Origin of the sequence: Streptomyces sp. NPDC006552, assembly GCF_040611655.1 — a bacterium.
In the GTDB taxonomy this organism is placed as follows: domain Bacteria; phylum Actinomycetota; class Actinomycetes; order Streptomycetales; family Streptomycetaceae; genus Streptomyces.
This window is the reverse complement of record NZ_JBEXOS010000034.1, coordinates 63,845-84,178: the sequence shown is the minus strand read 5'-3', so window position 1 is coordinate 84,178 and position 20,334 is coordinate 63,845. Positions and strand designations below refer to the sequence as shown.

At 74.1% G+C, this 20,334-nt stretch carries 12 protein-coding genes; 7 read left to right on the top strand and 5 right to left on the bottom strand.

The annotated features are described in order from the left end of the window. Positions 1-461: 461 nt before the first annotated feature. Positions 462-1,016 (bottom strand): MarR family transcriptional regulator, encoded by a 555-nt coding sequence (locus tag ABZY33_RS20645; protein ID WP_356493051.1) that lies wholly within the window; start codon positions 1,014-1,016, stop codon positions 462-464. 118 nt (positions 1,017-1,134) lie between these two features. Between ABZY33_RS20645 and ABZY33_RS20640 the strand changes: the two genes are divergently transcribed. Further along, on the top strand, positions 1,135-2,406 hold the full coding sequence (locus tag ABZY33_RS20640; protein WP_356493057.1) for an MFS transporter: 1,272 nt from the start codon (positions 1,135-1,137) through the stop codon (positions 2,404-2,406). A gap of 110 nt (positions 2,407-2,516) precedes the next feature. Here ABZY33_RS20640 and ABZY33_RS20635 read toward each other — a convergent pair whose 3' ends face one another. Together ABZY33_RS20635 and ABZY33_RS20630 are read right to left on the bottom strand one after the other, a co-directional pair. Further along, positions 2,517-4,169 carry a SpoIIE family protein phosphatase gene (locus ABZY33_RS20635; protein WP_356493050.1) on the bottom strand — a complete coding sequence of 551 codons (1,653 nt, stop codon included), beginning with the start codon at positions 4,167-4,169 and terminating at the stop codon, positions 2,517-2,519. Between the two features lie 222 nt (positions 4,170-4,391). Beyond that, positions 4,392-5,789, bottom strand: a complete 1,398-nt coding sequence (locus ABZY33_RS20630; protein WP_356493049.1) for an NAD(P)/FAD-dependent oxidoreductase — start codon at positions 5,787-5,789, stop codon at positions 4,392-4,394. A gap of 362 nt (positions 5,790-6,151) precedes the next feature. Between ABZY33_RS20630 and ABZY33_RS20625 the strand changes: the two genes are divergently transcribed. Further along, complete coding sequence (locus ABZY33_RS20625) at positions 6,152-6,916, top strand: helix-turn-helix domain-containing protein (protein ID WP_356493048.1); 765 nt, start codon at positions 6,152-6,154, stop codon at positions 6,914-6,916. A gap of 253 nt (positions 6,917-7,169) precedes the next feature. After that, complete coding sequence (locus ABZY33_RS20620) at positions 7,170-9,137, top strand: sigma-70 family RNA polymerase sigma factor (protein ID WP_356493047.1); 1,968 nt, start codon at positions 7,170-7,172, stop codon at positions 9,135-9,137. Positions 9,138-9,349: 212 nt separating this feature from the next. Here ABZY33_RS20620 and ABZY33_RS20615 read toward each other — a convergent pair whose 3' ends face one another. Then, positions 9,350-12,604, bottom strand: a complete 3,255-nt coding sequence (locus tag ABZY33_RS20615; protein WP_356493046.1) for a BTAD domain-containing putative transcriptional regulator — start codon at positions 12,602-12,604, stop codon at positions 9,350-9,352. A gap of 104 nt (positions 12,605-12,708) precedes the next feature. Further along, positions 12,709-14,808, bottom strand: a complete 2,100-nt coding sequence (locus ABZY33_RS20610) for an asparagine synthase-related protein (protein ID WP_356493045.1) — start codon at positions 14,806-14,808, stop codon at positions 12,709-12,711. A 604-nt stretch (positions 14,809-15,412) separates the two neighbouring features. Between ABZY33_RS20610 and ABZY33_RS20605 the strand changes: the two genes are divergently transcribed. From ABZY33_RS20605 to ABZY33_RS20590, 4 genes are all read left to right on the top strand, one after another. Beyond that, on the top strand, positions 15,413-16,834 hold the full coding sequence (locus ABZY33_RS20605) for an MFS transporter (protein WP_356493044.1): 1,422 nt from the start codon (positions 15,413-15,415) through the stop codon (positions 16,832-16,834). A 70-nt stretch (positions 16,835-16,904) separates the two neighbouring features. Beyond that, positions 16,905-18,113, top strand: a complete 1,209-nt coding sequence (gene lhgO / locus ABZY33_RS20600; RefSeq protein ID WP_356493043.1) for an L-2-hydroxyglutarate oxidase — start codon at positions 16,905-16,907, stop codon at positions 18,111-18,113. 52 nt (positions 18,114-18,165) lie between these two features. Continuing rightward, positions 18,166-18,939, top strand: a complete 774-nt coding sequence (gene trmB / locus ABZY33_RS20595; RefSeq protein WP_356493042.1) for a tRNA (guanosine(46)-N7)-methyltransferase TrmB — start codon at positions 18,166-18,168, stop codon at positions 18,937-18,939. A 74-nt stretch (positions 18,940-19,013) separates the two neighbouring features. Beyond that, positions 19,014-20,318, top strand: a complete 1,305-nt coding sequence (locus ABZY33_RS20590) for a PrsW family intramembrane metalloprotease (protein ID WP_356493041.1) — start codon at positions 19,014-19,016, stop codon at positions 20,316-20,318. Positions 20,319-20,334 lie beyond the last annotated feature (16 nt).

Below are 20,334 nucleotides of genomic sequence, written 5' to 3'. Positions count from 1 at the left end.
GAGAGACTCTCTCGTGGCTTTCCTCCGGGCGCTTCCCTTCGGTCTTGCGTTTCCGACTCTATCAGATCTTTCCGATCCGATTTCCTCGGGGTCCTACTGGTCCTGCTGGTGTTTCTTTTCGCTTTCCGGCCTTTCGGCCTTCCGGCGGTGTCGACTCTATCAGATCCTTTCGGGCCTGATTCCCTGTCAACCGGGTTTCTCTTCCGGGCTGTTGGGCCCTTCCGACCTCCCGAACATTAGCGGATCCTCGCGGCAGTTCCTAATCGAGTGGATCAGGGTCTGCGCACCCCGAATCGAATTGAATTCGGGTACGCCGAAAACAATCCCAGTGGGAGATCGTGCTGGTGTTTGGTTGCCGCTTCAGCGGCGGGAGGAGCTGACGGAGAACCGTTACGGCTCTGCGGCAACCCGAAGAACCTTACGGATCGGTCCCGGTGGTGTCAACCCCCACCCGCGAGGCCTCAGTCGAGGTCGGTGAGCCGGCCGCCGGCGTCCGGCTGGGCGTCCTCGACCCTGCGCAGGAGACGGATGAGCACCTCACCCAGGAGGCCGCGCTCCACCGGTGTGAGGTCCTGGAGGAGCTCCTCCTCGAAGACCGAGGCGAGCCGCATCGCCGCCAGCCACTTCTCGCGCCCCTGCGGGGTCAGCTCCACGATCACGCGGACCCGGTTGGTCTCGTCGCGGTCCCGGGTGACCAGCCCCTCCTGGACCATGCGGTCGATGCGGTGCGTCATCGCGGCCGGCGTCAGGCCGAGCCGCCGCGCCAGCTCACCGGGACCGAGCCGGTAGGGGGAGCCGGAGAGGACGAGGGCCTTGAGGACCTCCCACTCCGTGTTGCTGATGCCGATCTCCGCGGTCTGGCGTCCGTACGCCACGTTCATCCGGCGGTTGAGTCTGCCGAGCGCCGAGACGATCGCCTCGACCTGGGGGTCGAGGTCCTGGAACTCGCGCTGGTACGCGGCGATCTGCTCGTCGAGGGTCGGCTCGGCTGGCGGCCCGCCGGAGGTGTCGGCCATGCCGCGCAGTATGGCACGCAAGTGGTTGGCGTTGAAGTCCTTCCCTGTGTATTGTTTAGCTTCTAACTTTAGCTTCGAAGTCTTGACTGCGAAAGGGCAGGTGAAAGTGACCAGGGCAATGGGCGCCGCGATGCGCCGGGTTCAGGTGGGCAGCGCGCTGAGCGCGTTCGGCATCGGCTTCACGGTTCCGTTCCTCTATGTGTATGTGGCAGAGGTCCGGGATCTGGGTGCCAGTGCGGCGGGCATCGTGCTGGCAGCGTTCGCCATGGCCGCCCTGGTCGTCCTGCCCTTCACCGGCCGCGCCATCGACCGGCGCGGCCCGCTGCCCGTCCTGCTGGTGGCCTCCGTCGTGGCGTCCGTCGGCGCGCTCGGCCTCGGCCTCGCGAGCAGCGAGCCGTCCGCCATCGCGGCCGCCGCCGTGCTCGGTGCCGGGACCGCGGTGCTCCAGCCCGCGCTCGCGACGATGATCGTGTGGTGCTCCTCGCCCGAGACCCGCACGCGCTCCTTCGCCCTGCAGTTCTTCCTGCAGAACCTGGGGCTCGGCATCGGCGGCCTCATCGGCGGTCAGCTCGTCGACGAGAGCCGCCCGGACAGCTTCCTGCGGCTCTTCGCCATCGAGTCCGTGATGTTCCTGGTGCTCGCCGCCATCGTGCTGAGCGTTCGGATGCCGCACGCGCCCTCGTTCGGCGAGGCGATACCGGGGGCCGGCTCCCGGGGCGGAGTGCGGGCGCTGCTCGGGCACCGCGCCATGGTGCAGCTGTGCGGGCTCGGCTTCGTGCTCTTCTTCGCCTGCTACGGACAGTTCGAGTCGGGCCTGAGCGCCTACGGGGTCGAGGCCGCCGGTATCTCGGCGTCGACCCTCGGGATCGCGCTGGCCGCCAACACCGCGATGATCGTGGTCGCGCAGTTCGCCGTGCTGAAGTTCGTCGAGCGGCGCAAGAGGTCCCGGGTCATCGCCGCGGTCGGCCTGATCTGGGCCGTCGCGTGGATCGCCGCCGGTTACGCGGGCCTCGGGCACGGCAGCCAGGCCATGGCCACCGCCGCGTTCGTCTCCACGTACGCCCTCTTCGGGCTCGGTGAGGCGATGCTGTCGCCGACCCTGGCGCCGCTGGTCGCCGATCTCGCACCGGCGGGCAGCGTGGGGTCGTACAACTCGGCGTTCGCGCTGGTGAAGCAGCTCGCGCTCGCCGTCGGTCCGGCGGTCGGCGGGCCGATGGGGGCCGCGCTGCACGGGCCGTACATCGTGACGTTCCTGCTGTTCTCGCTCGGCATCACCGCCCTGGCGCTGCGGCTCGGCAAGCGGCTCACCCCGGTGCAGGACCAGCCGTCGCTGGCCGGGAGCCGCGTCGTCATGCGGAGCGCCCCGGAGCCGGCCACCGCGGAGGCGTGAGCGGACGGCCCGCGCGGGCGGCGGGTGAGCGCAGGCGCTTCGTCCGAGGGGCCTGTGGATCCGTCACGTGAGAACGGCCGGTGCCTTCGGGGACCGGCCGCCTTCGGCTGTCAGCCCGGTGTGCTGGTCGGCAGGACGAACTCGCACCACACCGCCTTGCCACCGCCCGGGGTGCGCCGTGAGCCCCAGTTCGAGGCGATCGTGGCGATGATCGAGATGCCGCGTCCCGTCTCGTCGCCCGGTTCCGCCCGGCGGCGGCGCGGGAGGTGGTCGTCGCCGTCGGTCACCTCGATGATCAGGCGGCGGTCGGTGCGGCGCAGTCGCAGCCGCATCGGCGGGGCGCCGTGCTGGAGGGAGTTGGCGACGAGTTCGCTCGCCGCCAGGACGCCCAGGTCGTGCAGGTCGGTCGCGAAGCGCCAGCTGGTCAGGACGCCGGAGGCGAAGGCGCGGGCGCGGGGCGCGGCCTCGATGCCGCCGAGCAGTTCCAGGGACGCGTTGCGGAAGCGTTCGCCGTCGGGGCCCTGGCGGGCCGGGTGCTGGAGGACGAGGACGGCGACGTCGTCGTCGTGGTCGGCGGTGACGCCCGCCGCCCGGATCAGCCGGTCGCAGATCACCTGCGGGGTGCCGGTCGCGCCCGACAGCGCCCGTTCGAGGGCCGCCACCCCCTCGTCGATGTCCTCGTCCCGGCGCTCCACCAGGCCGTCGGTGTACATGACGGCCGTCGAGCCGGGCCCCAGCGGCACCGAACCCGACGTGTGCAGCCAGCCGCCCGTGCCGAGCGGCGGGCCCGTCGGCTCCTCGGCGCGGTGGATGGTGCCGTTCTCGTCGCGCACCAGGATGGGGAGGTGGCCGGCCGAGGCGTAGACCAGACGGCCCTCGTTCGGGTCGTGGACGGCGTAGACACAGGTGGCGATCTGCTGCGGGTCGATCTCGATGGCGAGGCCGTCAAGGAGTTGCAGCACCTCGTGCGGAGGCAGGTCGAGGCGCGCGTAGGCGCGTACCGCCGTGCGGAGCTGGCCCATGACGGCCGCGGCACGCACACCCCGGCCCATCACGTCGCCGATGACCAGGGCCGTGCGGCCGCCGCCGAGGGTGATGACGTCGTACCAGTCGCCGCCGACCGCGGCCTCGGTGCCGCCCGGCTGGTAGGTCGCCGCGATGCGCAGGTCGTCGGGCTCCTCCAGCTCCTGGGGCAGCAGGGACCGCTGGAGGGTGACGGCTGTCTCGCGCTGCTCGCGCTCGCTCGTGCGCAGCCGCTCCGCGGCCTCCGCGTGGTCCGTGACGTCGGCGGCGAAGACCAGCACGCCGGGCCCCTCGGCCGTCTCCAGCGGGGTGCAGGTGACCGTGTACGAACGCCCGCCCGCGCCCTTGCGGGACTTGACCGTACGGGGCTTCGCGCTGCGCAGCACCTGGTCGAGCAGGGGGAGCAGGCTCAGTTCGCCCAGCTCGGGCAGGGCGTCGCGGGCCGGTGCTCCGGCGGGGCGCTCGCCGAAGGCCGCCACGTAGGCGTCGTTGACGTAGGCGACGCGGTGCTCGGGTCCGTGCACCAGGGCGACGAGGGCGGGGATGCGGTCGAGGACGTCGCGCAGGGGCAACTCATCGACACCGCCGCCCGCGCCGTCCGGGTCGGCTCCGTCGGGCAGGGGTTCGGCGCGCGCCGCGGGCACGGCGCTCTCGGGTCGCTGGGGCAGGCCGTGGTCGGTCCGCGCTGCGGCGCGGCGCTGCGTTCCGGGGAGCCGGGCGCTCCAGCGCGTGAAGTTCACTGTGGGGCAAGCCTCGCGGGGTCGAGGGCGGGCGAGGGGCCCGCCCAGGGTCGTGGACCAGTCTGGGAGACCGTACTGACAGACGGCAGCCGTCAGGCGTCAGCTGCCGGTCCGGCGGCGGGAGTTGTGCGCCGCCGGTCGACCGGCGGCCGAAACATCGTTGTCAGATTCGTTGAATACGTCAGGCCGTTCTCGGTCGTTCTCGGTCACTCTCGGTCGTTCTCAGTTCTTCGGGCCGCCGGCCGGTGGCGCGGAAGGGTCCGGGGGCGGGACGGTCCCGGCCGCCAGTTCGAACTCGGCGCGCGGCCGCTCCAGTGAGCCCAGTGAGACGATCTCCCGCTTGAACAGGGCGGAGAGTGTCCATTCGGTCAGGACGCGGGCCTTCCGGTTGACGGTGGGCACCCTGCTGAGGTGGTAGACGCGGTGCATGAACCAGGCAGGGTAGCCCTTCAGCTTGCGTCCGTAGACGTGCGCGACACCTTTGTGCAGCCCCAGAGAGGCCACGGAACCCACGTACGCGTGCTCGTAGTCGGTGAGTGCCTGGCCGCGCAGGGAGGCCGCGATGTTGTCAGCGAGCGTCCTGGCCTGGCGCACCGCGTGCTGGGCGTTGGGGGCGCACTCCTTGCCGGGCGCGCCGGCGGTGACGTCCGGGACCGCCGCCGCGTCACCCGCGCCCCAGGCGTGCGGCGCGCCGTCGACGGCCAGCGCGGCGGTGCACCTGAGGCGGCCGCGCCCGGTCAGCGGCAGGTCGGTCGCGGCGAGCAGCGGACTCGGCTTGACGCCGGCCGTCCATACGACCGTACGCGTGGGGAAACGGGAACCGTCGCTGAGCACGGCGGTGCGGTTCTCGCAGGATTCGAGCCGGGTGCCGAGGCGCAGGTCGACGTTGCGGCCCCGCAGTTCACGGATCGTGTACTCGCCCATCTCCGGGCCGACCTCCGGCAGGATGCGGTCGCTCGCCTCGACGAGGATCCACTTCAGGTCCTGCGGCTTGACGTTGTGGTAGTACTTCGCCGCGTACCGGGCCATGTCCTCCAGCTCGCCGAGCGCCTCGACCCCCGCGTAGCCACCGCCCACGAAGACGAAGGTGAGGGCCGCGTCGCGGACCGCCGGATCGCGCGTGGAGGAGGCGATGTCCAGTTGTTCGATGACGTGGTTGCGCAGGCCGACGGCCTCCTCGACCGTCTTGAACCCGATGCCGTACTCGGCGAGGCCGGGGACCGGGAGCGTGCGGGAGACGGAGCCGGGCGCCAGGACCAGTTCGTCGTAGGTCAGGGTGGCCGGGCCGGTGCCCTCGTCCTTGCTGGCGAGCGTGGTGTACGAAACCGTGCGCTTGGCGTGGTCGACGGAGACGGCCTCGCCGACGATCACCTGGCAGTGCCCCAGGACGCTGCGCAGGGAGACGACGACGTGGCGCGGCGAGATGGAGCCGGCGGCGGCCTCGGGCAGGAACGGCTGGTACGTCATGTACGGGTCGGGCGTGACCACGACGATCTCCACCACGCCGCTTCTGAGCTCCGGTTTGAGCTTCTTCTGGAGGCGCAGGGCGGTGTACATCCCGACGTATCCGCCGCCGACAACAAGAATGCGCGCAGGTTCCCTCACCCTCCCATGACGCATCGGGCTCCTGCTTTTGTCCACAGCCTCGACAATTTGTGTGACGCGGCGCGCGCCTCCGCGCCGCGCCGCCCCGCCGCCGGGCCGTAGGAAAGGTGCGCAGGTCAGCGGGGAGGGAGGGGGTGGGCGGCTGGGGGGCAATCGGGGTGGAATCGCCGCGTACTCCGTTCGGGGGGCGCACCGTGCGGAACGTGCCCCTTCTGAATTGACTGCCGCTCAACTATGTTCGTGTGCTGTCGGGGTGTCGGGGGATGCGCTGTGGGGGTCGCGGAACAGACCCGGAAATGGCTGTCTGTTCCTCACGCTCCGGCTGACAATGACGGGGAGTGTCTCCGGGGGGAGACGTCATTACCGGGGGAACACATATGCACATTCAGGAAAGTCAATGGACCTCAGCGACTGCCGTCGTGCCCACGGGCGCGGCGGCGGGGCCCGACGGGCGGGGGGCGGGCGACAGTTCCCGCTCCACGCCGCTGCGGGTCGACGCCCAGCGCAATCTGGAGCATGTGCTGCGTGCGGCCCGTGAGGTCTTCGGCGAGCTGGGGTACGGGGCGCCCATGGAGGACGTGGCGCGCCGCGCCCGCGTCGGTGTGGGCACGGTGTACCGGCGTTTCCCCAGCAAGGACGTACTGGTGCGACGGATAGCCGAGGAGGAGACGTCCCGGCTGACCGACCAGGCGCGCACGGCGCTCGGCCAGGAGGACGAACCGTGGTCGGCGCTCTCGCGCTTCCTGCGGACCTCGGTCGCCTCGGGAGCGGGCCGGCTGCTGCCTCCGCAGGTGCTGCGGGTGGGCGTGGCCGACGAGCACGCCGAGGCGGTCCGTGACGAGCCGCGCGTGCCCGAGCAGCGCACGGGCGCGCCCGAGCTGCGGCTCGTGGAGCAGCGGCCGGCCGGTCCTGACAGCGGCCTGTCCGCGGAGGACACCGGGGCGGTGGCGCTGCTCGACGTCGTGGGGCGGCTCGTGAACCGGGCGCGCGAGGCCGGTGAGCTGCGCGCCGACGTGACGGTGGCGGACGTCCTGCTGGTCATCGCGACGGCGGCGCCCTCGCTGCCGGACGCCGCGCAGCAGGCCGCGGCGTCGGCTCGGCTGCTCGACATCCTTCTGGAAGGGCTGCGGTCGCGGCCGTAGGAACGTCGCGGGGGTGCGGCCGCGGGCGGCGGCGTACGTCGTGTGCCGTCTGCGGTCGACACCGCTGTGGGGGGTCCCTGGTTGCGGGCGTTCCCGTCGGCCGGTGATCCCTCGGACGAGTGAACCGTAGTGCTCAGGTGCGGGGAATCTCCACGGATGAGTGGTTGCTGTGCAGGGGCCCGTCCCGTGGGGCGCCTGTGTGCCACGCTTTGGCGGTGGTCGGGTCAGAGTGTGGGGTCGGGGGCTTTCCGCGATGAGTGTTGACGGGCGGGACGGGCAGCGGTCCGACGGTGAGGGCACGAGCGCCGGGGAGGCTCCCCGGCAGCCGCCTCAGCCCCCTGCGGTCCCTGAGTCCCCCGTGACCCCGCACGTGCCGAACCAGGGCGGGTCCGGGAGGGCCCCCGCCCCCGCTCCAGGGGCGGCGCCGGAGACCGAGGACGCCGCTGTGCCGACTCAGCGGGAGAGCCCGGCCCCAGCCCCAGCAGGCGAACACCCGCCGTCCGACGCCGACTTGATCGCACGGATGCGCGCCGGCGACGACAGCGCCTACGAGGAGCTGTACCGCCGCCACGCCGGCGCCGTCCGCCGGTACGCCCGCACCTGCTGCCGCGACGCGCACACCGCGGACGACCTGACCGCCGAGGTGTTCGCCCGCATGCTGGGCGCCGTGCGCGGTGGCAAGGGACCCGAGCACGCGGTGCGCGCCTACCTCCTGACCACCGTGCGCCGCGTCGCCGCCCACTGGACGACCTCGGCCAGGCGCGAGCACCTGGTCGACGACTTCGCCGTGTTCGCTGTGCAGGCCGCCCGGTCGAACGAGGTCTCCGACGACGACACCCTCGAACTCGGCGCCGACGTACGCGCCATGCACGAGGCCGAGCAGTCGATGGCCATGCAGGCGTTCCGCTCGCTGCCCGAGCGCTGGCAGGCCGTGTTGTGGCACACCGAGGTCGAGGACGAGTCGCCCAGCGATGTCGCGACGCTTTTCGGCCTCGACGCCAACGGCACGCGCGTGCTCGCCAAGCGGGCGCGTGAGGGCCTGAAGGAGGCCTACCTCCAGGCGCACGTCTCCGCCACGCTCACCGAGTCCGAGGAGTGCGCGCGCTACGCGGACCGGCTCGGCGCCTACGCGCGCGGCAGCCTCCGTACGCGGGCCGAGCGCGGGCTGCGCAAGCACATGGAGGAGTGCGCCAAGTGCCGGCTGGCCGCGGGCCAGATCCAGGAGGTCGCCGGCGGCATCCCGGGGGTCGTGCCGATCGCGGTCATCGGCTGGTTCGGCGCCGCCGGGTACGCGAAGGTCGTCGCCCTCCTCGGCGGCGGCGCCGCGAGTGCGGCGGGCGCCGGGGCCGGTGCCGCCGCGGCGGTGGGCGGCGGTTCGGGCGGCGGCGCGGCCGGCGGGGCCGCCGCCGAAGGGCTCGGGGCGCCTGCGAAGGCCGGGATCGCGGCCGGGGTGGTGGCGGCCGGGATCGCCGTCGCCGTGGCCATCGCACTCGCCGGCGACCCGAAGCAGGAACCGGAGGCCAAGGCGGACAAGCCGCCGGTCTCCCAGCCCGTCCCACCGGAGCACTCCCCCGAGCCGCCGGATACGGCCCCCGCGCCCGAGCCCCCGGCTCCGAAGCCCGAGCCCGGGGCCGCGAAATCACCGTCCAAGCCCGCGCCCACCCCCACGCCCACGCCGACCCGGGAGCCGGCGCCCGCCCCCGCTCCGCCCGAGCGCGCGCCCACCCCCACGAAGCCGGCACCGACGCCCACGCCCAGGCCACCGAAGCCGACTCCGCCGCCCGCCCCGACCGTCTACCAGTGGAACGCGCTCAGGTACGGCCTCCTCGGCGACGGCAGCGAGCCCGAGATGCGGCTCGGCGAGAGCAGCTGGGTGTGGCAGCGCCACGGCCTGTCGATCGGCGGCAGGCAGTACGCGAACGGGGTGTCGGTCCACGCCGACTCCTCCGTCACCATCGACCTGAACCGCTCCTGCACCGCGTACGACGCCGTCGCGGGCGTCGACGACATGACCCAGGGGCTCGGCGCCGTCCGGTTCTCCGTCTACGTCGACGGCGCGCGGGCCTGGAGCTCCGGGGTCGTCCGGGGCAACGACCCGGCGGTGCCGGTCCACGTGAACCTGACCGGCCACCGGACGATCCGACTCGTCGCCGAACCCCGCACCGCGTTCGGCGCGGTGGCACTGGCGGACTGGGCGGACTCCCGCTTCAGCTGCGAGTGAGCGGGGAGGGAGGGGTGGGCCGCGCCCGGGGCGGGTCTGCCCGGGTCAGCCGCGAAATGAGCGGGACGGGCGGGCCGGTCCGCGTCCGGGCGGATCAGCCCGGGTCAGCGCGTGCGCAAGAACGGCGAGGCGGTCCGCGTCCCGGGCGCATCAGCCCGGGTCAGCCGCGCGCGTGAGCGGGGACGGCGAGGCGGTGCGCATCCGGGGCGGGATCAGCCCAGGTCAGCCGCCCCGGCCGCTCCCGTCCCCAGCTCCGTCAGGATCTCCTCCTGCGTGAGCGACCTGCCCGCCGCCGCCTCCGTCTCGTAGCGGTCGTCCCCGAGGCCGGACCGGGCGCGGGACGCCAGCGCCGCGTGCTCGGACCGCTCCGGCATCGGCCGCTCCAGGCCGCCGCGCAGCACGTCGGCGGCCGCGGACAGGCGTACCGCGCGCCCCAGGTCGCCGGCGCGCGCCAGCAGTTCCGCACCGACGTCGACGAGGTCCGCCGTGACCGACTCGGCGCAGCGCTGCACCACCGCGTCCCGCAACGCGTGGCGGAGGAATTCGAGCCCGGCGGCCGGTCCCGCCTCGGCGGCCCTGAGGCGGGATTCGGCCATGCCGAGCGCCGCGAGGAACTGCGGCGGCGGCGTGCCGTTCTCCGCGACCCTGCGCGCCAGGTCGCACAGCTCGCGCGCGCGGGGCAGGTCGCCGTCCGCCAGCGCGAGGTGCACCCGCAGCATCGCGACGTACGCCGTCGTGTCCACCGTCCCGTACTGCTCCGCCTCCTCGTTCGCCACGTCGAGGGACTGCGCGGCGCGCACGTGATCGCCCTCGCGGTAGGCGACCTCGGCGAGCCGCGCCCGCAGGAACGGCGTCTCCGCGTACGCCCCCACCTCGTGGGCGAGGCGCAACGCCTCCTCGTACTCGGCCTTCGCCTCGGCCAGCCTGCCGCGCCCGATGGCGGCCTCGCCCGCGGCGCTGCACACCTGGGCGCGCATCCAGCGGTCGCCGACCCGGCGGCTGATCTCCCGCAGCTCGACCAGGTCGTCGTCCACGCCCTGCATGTGGCCCGGCGTGTCCACGGCCGCGTGCGTACGGAACATCAGGGTCACGCCGATCTCCCAGTCGCCGCCATACCGGCGGCAGTTGGCGACCGCCGCGTCCAGCGCCGGCCGGACATCGCTCCACCGGCCGCTCTCCACCAGGAAGAGCGAGAACGGCCAGATGATCCCGGGAAAGCGGGCCCCCTGCGGGCTGGGCGGTTCGAACGCGGCCCGTACGCGCTCCACGTACGCCCGGTCCGCGGCACTGCCCACCGCGTCCTGCGGCCGGGCCTCCGCGATCAGGAAGAGGGAGAGCAACCGCAGGTTCATCCGAGGCCAGTACATCGGGTTTGCCGGGTCGTCCGGGGCCGCCCGGTCCGGCATGAGCCGCTCGATGGCCTCCAGCCAGGTCAGCCCTTCGAGGCGGTAGTTGCGCAGCCACCAGAACCAGCCGATGCCCAGCGCCAGCGCGACCGCGCTCTCCTCGCCCACCAGGCCGGGGCCGCTCGTCACCCGGGACAGCGCCGCCCGGATGTTGTCCAGCTCCGTCTCCAGCCGCTGGATCCACGGCAGTTGCTCGCCGGACCGCACCTTGGGCGCGGCCCGCTCGACCAGCGCGCGTACGTACGCGATGTGGCGGCGCTGCGCCTCGAGACGCAGCCGCGGGGTCTCGTCCGCGCGCTCCACGGCGTACTCGTGGATCGTCTCCAGCATCCGGTATCGCATGCCGGCGCCGCCGACGGAGTGCGGCGTCTCGTGGACCGTCGCCACCAGGAGGGACTTGTCCACCAGGGAGCCGAGGGTGTCGGCCACCGCCGGCCCGTCCGCGGCGCACACCGCCTCGGCCGCCTCCAGGTCCCAGCCGCCCGCGAAGACCGACAGCTCGCGCAGGGCCGTACGCTCCCGGTCGTCGAGCAGGTCCCAGGACCAGTCGACCACCGCGCGCAGCGTCTGCTGGCGCGGCAGCGCCGTGCGGCTGCCGCCGGTCAGCAGCCGGAAGCGGTCGTCCAGACGGTCCGCGATCTGGCGCGGTGTGAGCAGCCGCAGGCGGGCCGCCGCCAGCTCGATGGCGAGCGGCAGCCCGTCGAGCCGGCGGCAGATCTCGGCCACGGCCCCGGGGTCCGCGGCCGGGTCGAAGCCGGGGCGCACCGCCTGGGCCCGCTCCGCGAACAGGCGGTGCGCCGGGTCCGGGGGCAGCGGCTCCACCGGGCGCACCGACTCGCCCGGTACGCCCAGGGGTTCGCGGCTGGTCGCCAGGATCGTCAGGCCCGGGCAGTACGTCAGGAGGGTCTCGGCCAGCTGGGCCGCCGCATCGATGACGTGCTCGCAGTTGTCAAGGATCAAGAGCAGCGTGCGCTGGGCGCAGTGCTCCACGAGGAGCGCCGTCGGGTCGTCGTGCGGGCCCGGCGACAGCTCGCTCGTCTTCAGGACGGTCTCGCGCAGGCCCAGGGCGCTGACCACCGTGCCCGCGACCGCCCGCGGATCGTCGACCGGCGCCAGCTCGACCAGCCAGGCCCGGGGGAGCGGGGCGGCGCTCTCCTCGGCCAGCCGGGTCTTGCCGGAGCCGCCCGGGCCCGTGAGGGTGACCAGCCGTGCTCCTCGCAGGTCGGAACGGATGGCGGCGAGTTCGGGTTCCCGCCCGACGAAGGAGTTCAGGCGGGGGCGGAGATTGCCGGTGCGCGCGGGCTGCCGCCCTGGGGCGGGGGCGGGGAGCGTGTCGGCGAGCAACTCCGCGTGCAGCCGCGCCAGTTCCGGCCCCGGGTCCGTACCGAGGCCCTCCGCCAGGGTGCGGCGGGTCTCCTCATACGCCGCGAGCGCGTCCGCGCCCCTGCCCGCCGCGCGCAGCGCCTGGATCAGCAGGACCCGCAGGGGTTCGTCATACGGGTGCGCGGCGGTGAGTTCCCGTAGCTCCGGTACGAGTTCGGGGGCGCGGCCCAGGCGCAGATCCGCGGCCACGCGCGCGCGGGTGGCTTCCAGCCGCTGGGCCTCCAGGCGGCGGGCTTCCGGGCGGGTGGCCGCCGGGTCGTCGGGGAGGTCGGCGAGTGCGGGGCCGCGCCACAGGGCAAGGGCCGCGCGCAGGACGCGGGCGGCGGTCGCCGGGTCGTCCGCGCTCAGGGCCGCGGTGCCCTCGCGGACGAGCCCCTCGAAGACGTACAGGTCGATGTCGGCGCGGTGCGCGGCGAGGCGGTAGCCGCCGGTCTCCGAGGCGATCGCGTCCTTGCCGAGCGCCCGGCGCAGGCGGCCCACCAGGGCCTGGAGTGCGGCTGGGGCATCGGCGGGCGGGGCGTGCGCCCATACGTCGTCGATGAGGGCGTCGACGGGGGCCGGGCGCGGGGTGTGCAGGGCCAGGGACGCGAGCAGGGCACGCAGCCGCGGGCCGCCCACGGCGACCGGGGCGCCCTGGTCGTCGCAAACCTGCGTCGTACCGAGAAGTTTGTACCGCACCCGGGCATTGTCGCCGGTTCCGGCGAGGCCGGGTGAGCGGAAGGCAACAGGGGTCCACGCAACAGCGACCGCGCGCAGCCCCGGCCCCCTTGAGCACCCGCCCCCTAGCGGAGCGGCCCCGCTCCGAGGGCCCTGTCCGGGACCACGCTCCCCGTAGGCACCGCTCGCGCCCGTGCCGGTGTCCCCGTCCAGCACGTGCCGCGCCGGGACAGCAGGCGTCGCAGCCACAGTTCCAGGGCGACGAGGTCGGCGAGGCCGTCCAGCGGCAGCGGTTCGCCGTCGGCCGCCGCGCGCAGCGCCTTGCGGACCACGCGCGCCTCGACCAGGCCCGTCTGCGCGAGCAACGGCGTGTCGAAGAGGTCGATCAGCCGGTCCGCCGCCACCCGCAGCCCGGTACGGGCCGCGGCCGTCGAGGAGGCGTACGACGGCGCTCCCCACCCGGGCGGCAGCTCGGCGACGCCCGCGCCTTCCAGGACCGTGCGCAGGATCGTCGCGCGGGCCCCCGGCTGCACGCGCAGGGTCTCGGGCAGCGCGCGGCAGGCGCGGACCACCTGGTTGTCGAGGAACGGGGCGTGCAGGCGCTGGAAGCGGATCTCGGCGGCCTGTTCGAGGATGCGCAGGTCCGCCGCGTGGCGGGCCAGGGCGGCGCGGGCCCGGAACTCGCCGGGGCGCTGGCCGGGGCCGGGCCCCGGCCGCGTCGTGCCGAGACGGAGGCGAACCGATACTTCTCGCAGGGCCTCCCCCGTCAGCCAGCGCGCGGCGGGGCCCGGTCTGGCCCAGGTCAGGGCGGCGAGGGACGCGCCCACGGCGCCGCCCGGCTCGTCGAAGTTGCGTTGCAGGAGCCGGTCCGCCAGGTTCTCCAGGCCCGCCCTGTAGGGCGTGCGGGCCAGCTTGCGCGCCGCGCCGTACACGCGCGCGGGCACCGTGAAGGAGCCGCCGTCCGCCTTCGTGAGCGCCGCCATGGGCCGCACCATGTGCCGGCGGCGCCGGTCCATCAGGAGGTCGGTGAGGCGGGCGGGGTGCGCGTCCAGGACCTGGCGCGCGCCGTACCCGGTGAAGTGGTCGGCACTGCCGGAGGTGAGGCGGGCGCGGTGCCGGGCCGCGGTGACGAGGACGGCGCTCGGCTCGTCCGTGAGCGGGCCGTCCAGGTCGGCGTAGGGCAGCGCCTCCTCGCCGGCGGCCACGACGACGTGGTGCAGGCGCGGGTTGGCCGCGATCGCTCCCGCCCGTTCGAGTTCGGCTTCGCGGTGGGCCGCGGTGCTGGAGATGTCGTTGAACGTCACCGCCAGGAGGCGTTCGCCCGCGCCCGTGCCGTGGCCCAGGACCGTGCCGGGCAGTCCGGGCAGGCCTGCCGCGAGGAGGGCGAGGGTGCCGGAGGCGGGGCCGCCCGAGAGGTCCGCGCCGATGCCCGGCACCGGCATGCCGCGGGCGGCGCGCCGCTCGGCGGGGCCCATGCCGGGTACGGGCCCGGGGTCCAGGTCGGTGCCGGGCACGTGCCGGGGCGCGGCGAGCCGGGTCCGTACGGCGTCCACGAGGGCGTCCCGCACGCCGCTGACCGCGCTGTCCGGGTCGTCGGGGCCCGCGCCCACCGCGAGCGACGCCACGGCCTCGTACCCGGCGATCTCGCGGGCGCCGGCCCGCAGGATCAGCGCGTGGCCGGGCGGGATGCGGCGCACGTCCTGGTAGGGCGTGGAGTCGTGCAGGGCTTCGGGGACGTCGGGGGTGGCGAGCAGCGCGGCGAGGTGGCCGACGTCCAGGCTCGCCTCGATGAGGTCGGCGAGGGGCAGGGCGGCGGTGGCGTAGGCCGTGCCGCCCGCCCAGGGGGTGTAGAAGACCGGGCGGGCGCCGGCCAGGTCGCCGGTGACCATGACGCGGCGGCCGACCTGGACGACGGCCGTGTAGCTGCCCGGCCAGTTGGTGAGGTGGCGCAGAGCGCCGCCGCGCGCGGCGAAGAGGCCGACCCGCAGCTGTTCGTCGGAGGCGCCGCACACGCCGAGGACCGCGATCCTCGTGTGGTCGTCGACCGTGACGACGCGTACCTCGTCGGGGCGCCAGTCACCGACCGCCCAGAGCGGGTCGGGGTCGCCCCACAGGAGCTGGGAGCCGACCGGATGGACCGTCTCGCCGTCGGTGCCCAGCGCGCCGGCGGACGCGAAGGCCACGGGTCCAGCGGTGGTGCTGCTCCATCCCACCAACCACCGCATCGCCGCCTCCACAAGCTGTGGACAACCAAGTTGTCCCCATGCTGCCACGAAGGAGGCGTCCTGGATGCGGCAAGTGGGGAGCGCGGCATGGCGTGCGCTCCCCCCAATGCGCCCCTTTCGAGCCGCGGTTGAACCGTGGCACCACCACGGCGAGGGAGAACGACAGGGTCGGGATTCGGCCAAATCGGCCGCGGATGGCCGGAGCTGGACACCCTGCTTCGGCCACAGCGTGCAACGCACAGTCCGGGAGGCGCACAACGCCTCCCGGACCGGTCCGCCGCCCGCGGGGATGTAGGCGGCGGTGTCCCCCAGCCCACTGGATCCAGTACAGCGGGCCGACCCACGCAGGTTCCATGCAACCCCTCCCCCCGTAGGCGAGTAAGAGCGCACGCCCGGGCGCACGGCACCACGGCCGGAGCACACGGTCACGGGGCGTGGCCTGCGCCGCACTTCGGCACGGACAACAATCTCGCCATCCGGAACTAAGCCACTTAACGCTTGGGATCCGGCGAACTACGCTGGGTGTACGAATGCCGCGCGGTTATGCCAGGCCGAGTGAGTCTGCGAGATCCGGCGCGGCGGCGTCTGTGTCGAGGGGTGGCGCATGTCCAGGGAGCTACGCGGACCGAACGAGAAGCTCGGCGCCGTTCTCGCCCTCGCGGGAATCAGTAACGCGGGACTGGCGCGGCGGGTCAACGACCTAGGCGGGCAGCGCGGGCTGACCCTTCGCTACGACAAGACCTCGGTGGCGCGCTGGGTGTCGAAGGGCATGGTGCCGCAGGGCGCCGCCCCGCACCTCATCGCGGCGGCCATCGGCCAGAAGCTCGGCAGGCCCGTGCCGCTGCACGAGATCGGGCTCGCCGACGCGGACCCGGCTCCGGAGGTCGGTCTCGCCTTCCCGCGCGATGTGCGGGCGGCGGTGAAGTCGGCCACCGAGCTGTACCGGCTCGACCTCGCCGGCCGGCGGGCGGGCAGCGGCGGTATCTGGCAGTCGCTGGCCGGTTCCTTCGCGGTGAGCGCGTACGCGACCCCCGCCTCACGGTGGCTGATAACGCCGGCCGACTCCTCGGTCGCGCGCGAGATCCACCCCACGGAGGAGGGCTCGCCGCAGAAAGTCGGCCACAGCGACGTACTGAAACTGCGGGAGGCCGCGCAGGACGCGCGGCGCTGGGACTCCAAGTACGGCGGCGGGGACTGGCGTTCGTCGATGGTGCCCGAGTGCCTGCGGGTCGAGGCGGCACCGCTGCTGCTCGGCTCGTACTCGGACGACGTGGGGCGCTCCTTGTTCGGCGCCTCCGCCGAACTGACGCGCCTGGCCGGGTGGATGGCGTTCGACACCGGGCAGCAGGAGGCGGCACAGCGGTACTACATCCAGGCGCTGCGCCTGGCCCGCGCCGCCGCCGACGTCCCCTTAGGAGGCTATGTACTCGCCTCCATGTCGCTCCAGGCGACGTACCGCGGGTTCGGGGACGAGGGCGTGGACCTCGCGCAGGCCGCCGTCGAGCGCAACCGCGGGCTGGCGACCGCCCGCACCATGAGTTTCTTCCGGCTCGTCGAGGCGCGCGCACACGCGCGTGCCGGTGACGCGCAGGCGGCGGGGGCCGCGCTGCGGGCCGCCGAGGGGTGGCTGGAGCGGTCCCGGGAGGGCGACAGCGATCCGTCCTGGCTCGGCTTCTACTCCTACGACCGGTTCGCCGCGGACGCCGCCGAGTGCTATCGCGACCTGAAGGCGCCGCGGCAGGTGCGCAGGTTCACGGAACAGGCGCTGTCGCGGCCCACCGAGGAGTTCCAGCGCTCGCACGGCCTGCGGCTCGTGGTGTCGGCGGTGGCCGAGCTGGAGTCCGGGAATTTGGACGCCGCGTGCGAGCAGGGGACCCGGGCCCTGGAGGTGGCGGGCCGGATCTCGTCCGCGCGCACCACCGAGTACGTGCGGGACCTGCTGCACCGCCTGGAGCCGTACGGCGACGAGCCGCGGGTGGTCGAGCTGCGGGAGCGGGCCCGTCCGCTGCTGATGGCCCCGGCGTAACCGGCGGCCCCTGTCCCGCATGGATTGTCAGTGGTGTCGGGCAAGATGCAGGACATGGAGGTGAGGCCCGGTGAGCACGGCTGCGTATGACGGGGATGTGCTGGTGGTCGGCGGCGGGATCGTCGGACTGGCCACCGCGTATGCCGTGTCGCGTGCCGCGCCGGGCACCAGCGTCGTCGTCCTGGAGAAGGAGTCCGGCCCGGCCCGGCACCAGACGGGGCGTAACAGCGGGGTGATCCACAGCGGGATCTACTACCGCCCGGGCTCCCTGAAGGCCCGCTTCGCCGTGCGCGGGGCCGCCGAGATGGTCAAGTTCTGCGCGGAGTACGGGATCGCGCACGCGGTCACCGGAAAGCTGATCGTCGCCACCGAGCGGGACGAGCTGCCCCGGCTGCACGCCCTCGCCCAGCGCGGCCGGGAGAACGGGATCGCGGTGCGCGAGCTGGGCCCCGCCCAGATCCAGGAGTACGAGCCACAGGTGCGGGGCCTGGCCGCCATCCAGGTCGCGGCCACGGGCATCGCGGACTACCGCGCGGTCGCCCGGCACCTCGCCGAGACCTCCGGCGCCGACCTGCGCTACGGGGCGGACATCGTGCGGATCGACCGGCGCCCCGCCCTGGGCGTCGCCGTGCGCACGGCCGCCGGGGACATCGTGCGCGGCAAGGTCCTGGTCAACTGCGCGGGGCTCCAGTGCGACCAGGTGGCCCGGCTCGCCGGGGACGATCCGGGGATGCGCATCGTGCCGTTCCGCGGCGAGTACTTCGACCTGGCCCGGCCCGAGCTGGTGCGCGGCCTCGTCTACCCGGTGCCGGACCCGGCCTTCCCCTTCCTCGGGGTGCACCTCACCCGCGGCATCGAGGGCTCCGTCCACGTCGGACCGAACGCGGTGCCCGCGCTGGCCCGCGAGGGGTACGGCTGGGGCACGGTCCGCCCCCGCGAGCTGGCCGGGACGCTGGCCTGGCCCGGGACGTGGCGGATGGCCCGGCGCCACTGGCGGTACGGGGCGGGCGAGCTGCGCCGCTCCGCGTCCCGGCGCGCGTTCACCGACGCGGTGCGCCGCCTGGTGCCCGCGGTCGACCCGGAAGACCTGGTGCCGGCCCCTGCCGGGGTGCGGGCCCAGGCGGTGCTGCGGGACGGCACGCTCGTCGACGACTTCCTGATACGGGAGGGCCCCCGCACGGTCCATGTGCTGAACGCGCCGTCGCCGGCCGCGACGGCCTCCCTGCCCATCGGCAGAGAGGTGGCCCGGCGCGCCCTCGCCGCGCTGGCCTCGGCGTAGGAGCTGCCGCCCGGAGCGGCGGGGCACCGGGGACCCGTAAAATCTCCCTACTGTGTCTGAGTCCGCATCCCGTAAGCACCCCGCCCCGCCCGAGCGCCCGAACGAGCCACGCTTCCCCGACGGGCCCCGGCCCGACCCGGCCGGCTCGCACTTCGAGCGGCGCATCCGCAGCTTCCAGCCCCGCCGCAGCCGGGTCACCGCCTCGCAGGCCGAGGCCCTCCAGCGGCTGTGGCCGCGGTGGGGCCTGGACATCGACGGGCAGCGCGTCCTGGACCTCGCCGAACTCTTCCCCGGCCTGGACCGGGTCGTCCTGGAGATCGGCTTCGGCATGGGCGAGGCCACCGCGCAGATGGCGGCGGACGACCCGGCGACCGGCATCCTCGCGGTGGACGTCCACACCCCCGGCCAGGGAAATCTGCTGAACCTCGCCGACCGGGGCGGCATGACGAACGTACGGGTGGCCAACGGCGACGCCATCATCCTGCTGCGCGCGATGCTCCCCGAGAACAGCCTCGACGGGCTGCGCGTCTACTTCCCCGACCCCTGGCCGAAGGCGCGCCACCACAAACGGCGGCTGATCCAGCCGGAGTTCCTCTCCCAGGTGGCCGGGCCGCTCAAGCCCGGCGCGCTGGTGCACTGCGCGACGGACTGGGAGGAGTACGCCGAGCAGATGCTGGCGGTGCTCACGGCCCACCCCGACTACGAGAACACCGTGCCGGGCGGCGGATACGCACCACGGCCGCAGTTCCGCCCGCTGACCCGTTTCGAGGGTCAGGGCCTGGACAAGGGGCATGTGGTGCACGACCTGCTGTTCCGGCGCCGGTAGCAGGTCGCGGCCGGGGCCGGTCCAGGTCCCCGGGCCCCGTCGCGGCGCCGCGCATCCCTCGTTAGGGTCAATGAGTGGCTTCGTACCCCGGCTGCCCGCCTTCTCAGGGCCCCGCCACCGGCTCGGGACCGGTCGGCGAGGTCCCGCATCCGCGCTGGTGGGAGCGGAGGGGCACCCGGGTCACGGCGCTCGCCACGCTCCTCGCGCTGTCCGGCGCCGTCATCCTCGCGCTGGTGCGGGAGCAGACCGGCACCGAGGGGTTCCTGGTCGGGCTGGGCCTCGCGGTGGTGCCGGTGCCGCTGCTGATATCCGCGTTCCGCTGGCTGGACCGGGTGCAGCCCGGGCCCTGGCGGAACCTGCTCTTCTCCTTCGCCTGGGGCGCCTGCGCGGCGGCCCTGATAGCGATCGTCACGAACAGTTTCGCGACGCGGTGGATCGAGACCGCCACCGCCGACCCGGCCGGCGCCGACACCCTCGGCGCCACCGTCATAGCCCCCGTCGTCGAGGAGTCGGCGAAAGCCGCGGCCGTGCTGCTGGTCTTCCTCTTCCGCCGCCGCGACTTCACCGGCGTCGTCGACGGCGTGGTGATCGCCGGGGTCACCGCCACCGGCTTCGCCTTCACCGAGAACATCCTCTACCTCGGCAACGCCTTCGGCACCGACCAGCTGACCGGCACCGGCCCCGGCCTCACCTCGGTGACGGCGGCCACCTTCTTCGTGCGGATCGTGATGTCACCGTTCGCGCATCCCCTCTTCACCGTGCTCACCGGCATCGGTTTCGGCCTCGCCGCGGTCGCCGCGCCCGACCGCGCCCGCGCCCGCCGGGTGCTGCTGCCGCTGGCCGGACTGGTCGCCGCGATGGGCGTGCACGCGTTCTGGAACAGCTCGTCGTCCTTCGGCGAGTACGGCTTCTTCGCCGTCTACGCGGCCTTCATGGTCCCGGTCTTCGCCCTGCTGACCTGGCTCGCCGTGTACCTGCGCCACCGCGAACTGCGCACGGTCAGAGCGGAGCTGGCCGCGTACGTCGCCGCCGGATGGCTCGCCCCGCCCGAGCCCTTCGCCCTCGGCTCCCTCAAGGCCCGCCGCCTCGCCCGCGAGTACGCCGCGCACTACGGCGGCCGGCCGGCCGAGCGGGCGGTCACCGAGTACGAGGCCCTCGCGACCTCGCTCGCCCTGCTCCGGCACCGCGGCCGCGCGGGCCGGGCCGGCGCCGACTTCGTCGTGCGGGAGCGGGAGCTGCTCGACGGGCTGTGGCAGCGGCGCGGGTACGCCCGCCCCGCCCTCGCCTACGCCGCCGGGATCGCGGCCCCCCTGTGGCGGCCCCCGGTGTACGCGGGGCCGCCGCCCGGCGCCCCCGCGTACCACCCCTACCGCCCCTGAGAGCCCGTACCGCCCC

Bases quoted from the DNA above. Each gene is read 5' to 3' on its own strand.
- ABZY33_RS20625 (WP_356493048.1), top strand. From the start codon at position 6,152: ATGCACATTCAGGAAAGTCAATGGACCTCAGCGACTGCCGTCGTGCCC.
- ABZY33_RS20620 (WP_356493047.1), top strand. From the start codon at position 7,170: ATGAGTGTTGACGGGCGGGACGGGCAGCGGTCCGACGGTGAGGGCACG.
- ABZY33_RS20645 (WP_356493051.1), bottom strand. From the start codon at position 1,016: ATGGCCGACACCTCCGGCGGGCCGCCAGCCGAGCCGACCCTCGACGAG.
- ABZY33_RS20605 (WP_356493044.1), top strand. From the start codon at position 15,413: ATGTCCAGGGAGCTACGCGGACCGAACGAGAAGCTCGGCGCCGTTCTC.
- ABZY33_RS20640 (WP_356493057.1), top strand. From the start codon at position 1,135: ATGGGCGCCGCGATGCGCCGGGTTCAGGTGGGCAGCGCGCTGAGCGCG.
- ABZY33_RS20630 (WP_356493049.1), bottom strand. From the start codon at position 5,789: ATGCGTCATGGGAGGGTGAGGGAACCTGCGCGCATTCTTGTTGTCGGC.
- ABZY33_RS20610 (WP_356493045.1), bottom strand. From the start codon at position 14,808: ATGCGGTGGTTGGTGGGATGGAGCAGCACCACCGCTGGACCCGTGGCC.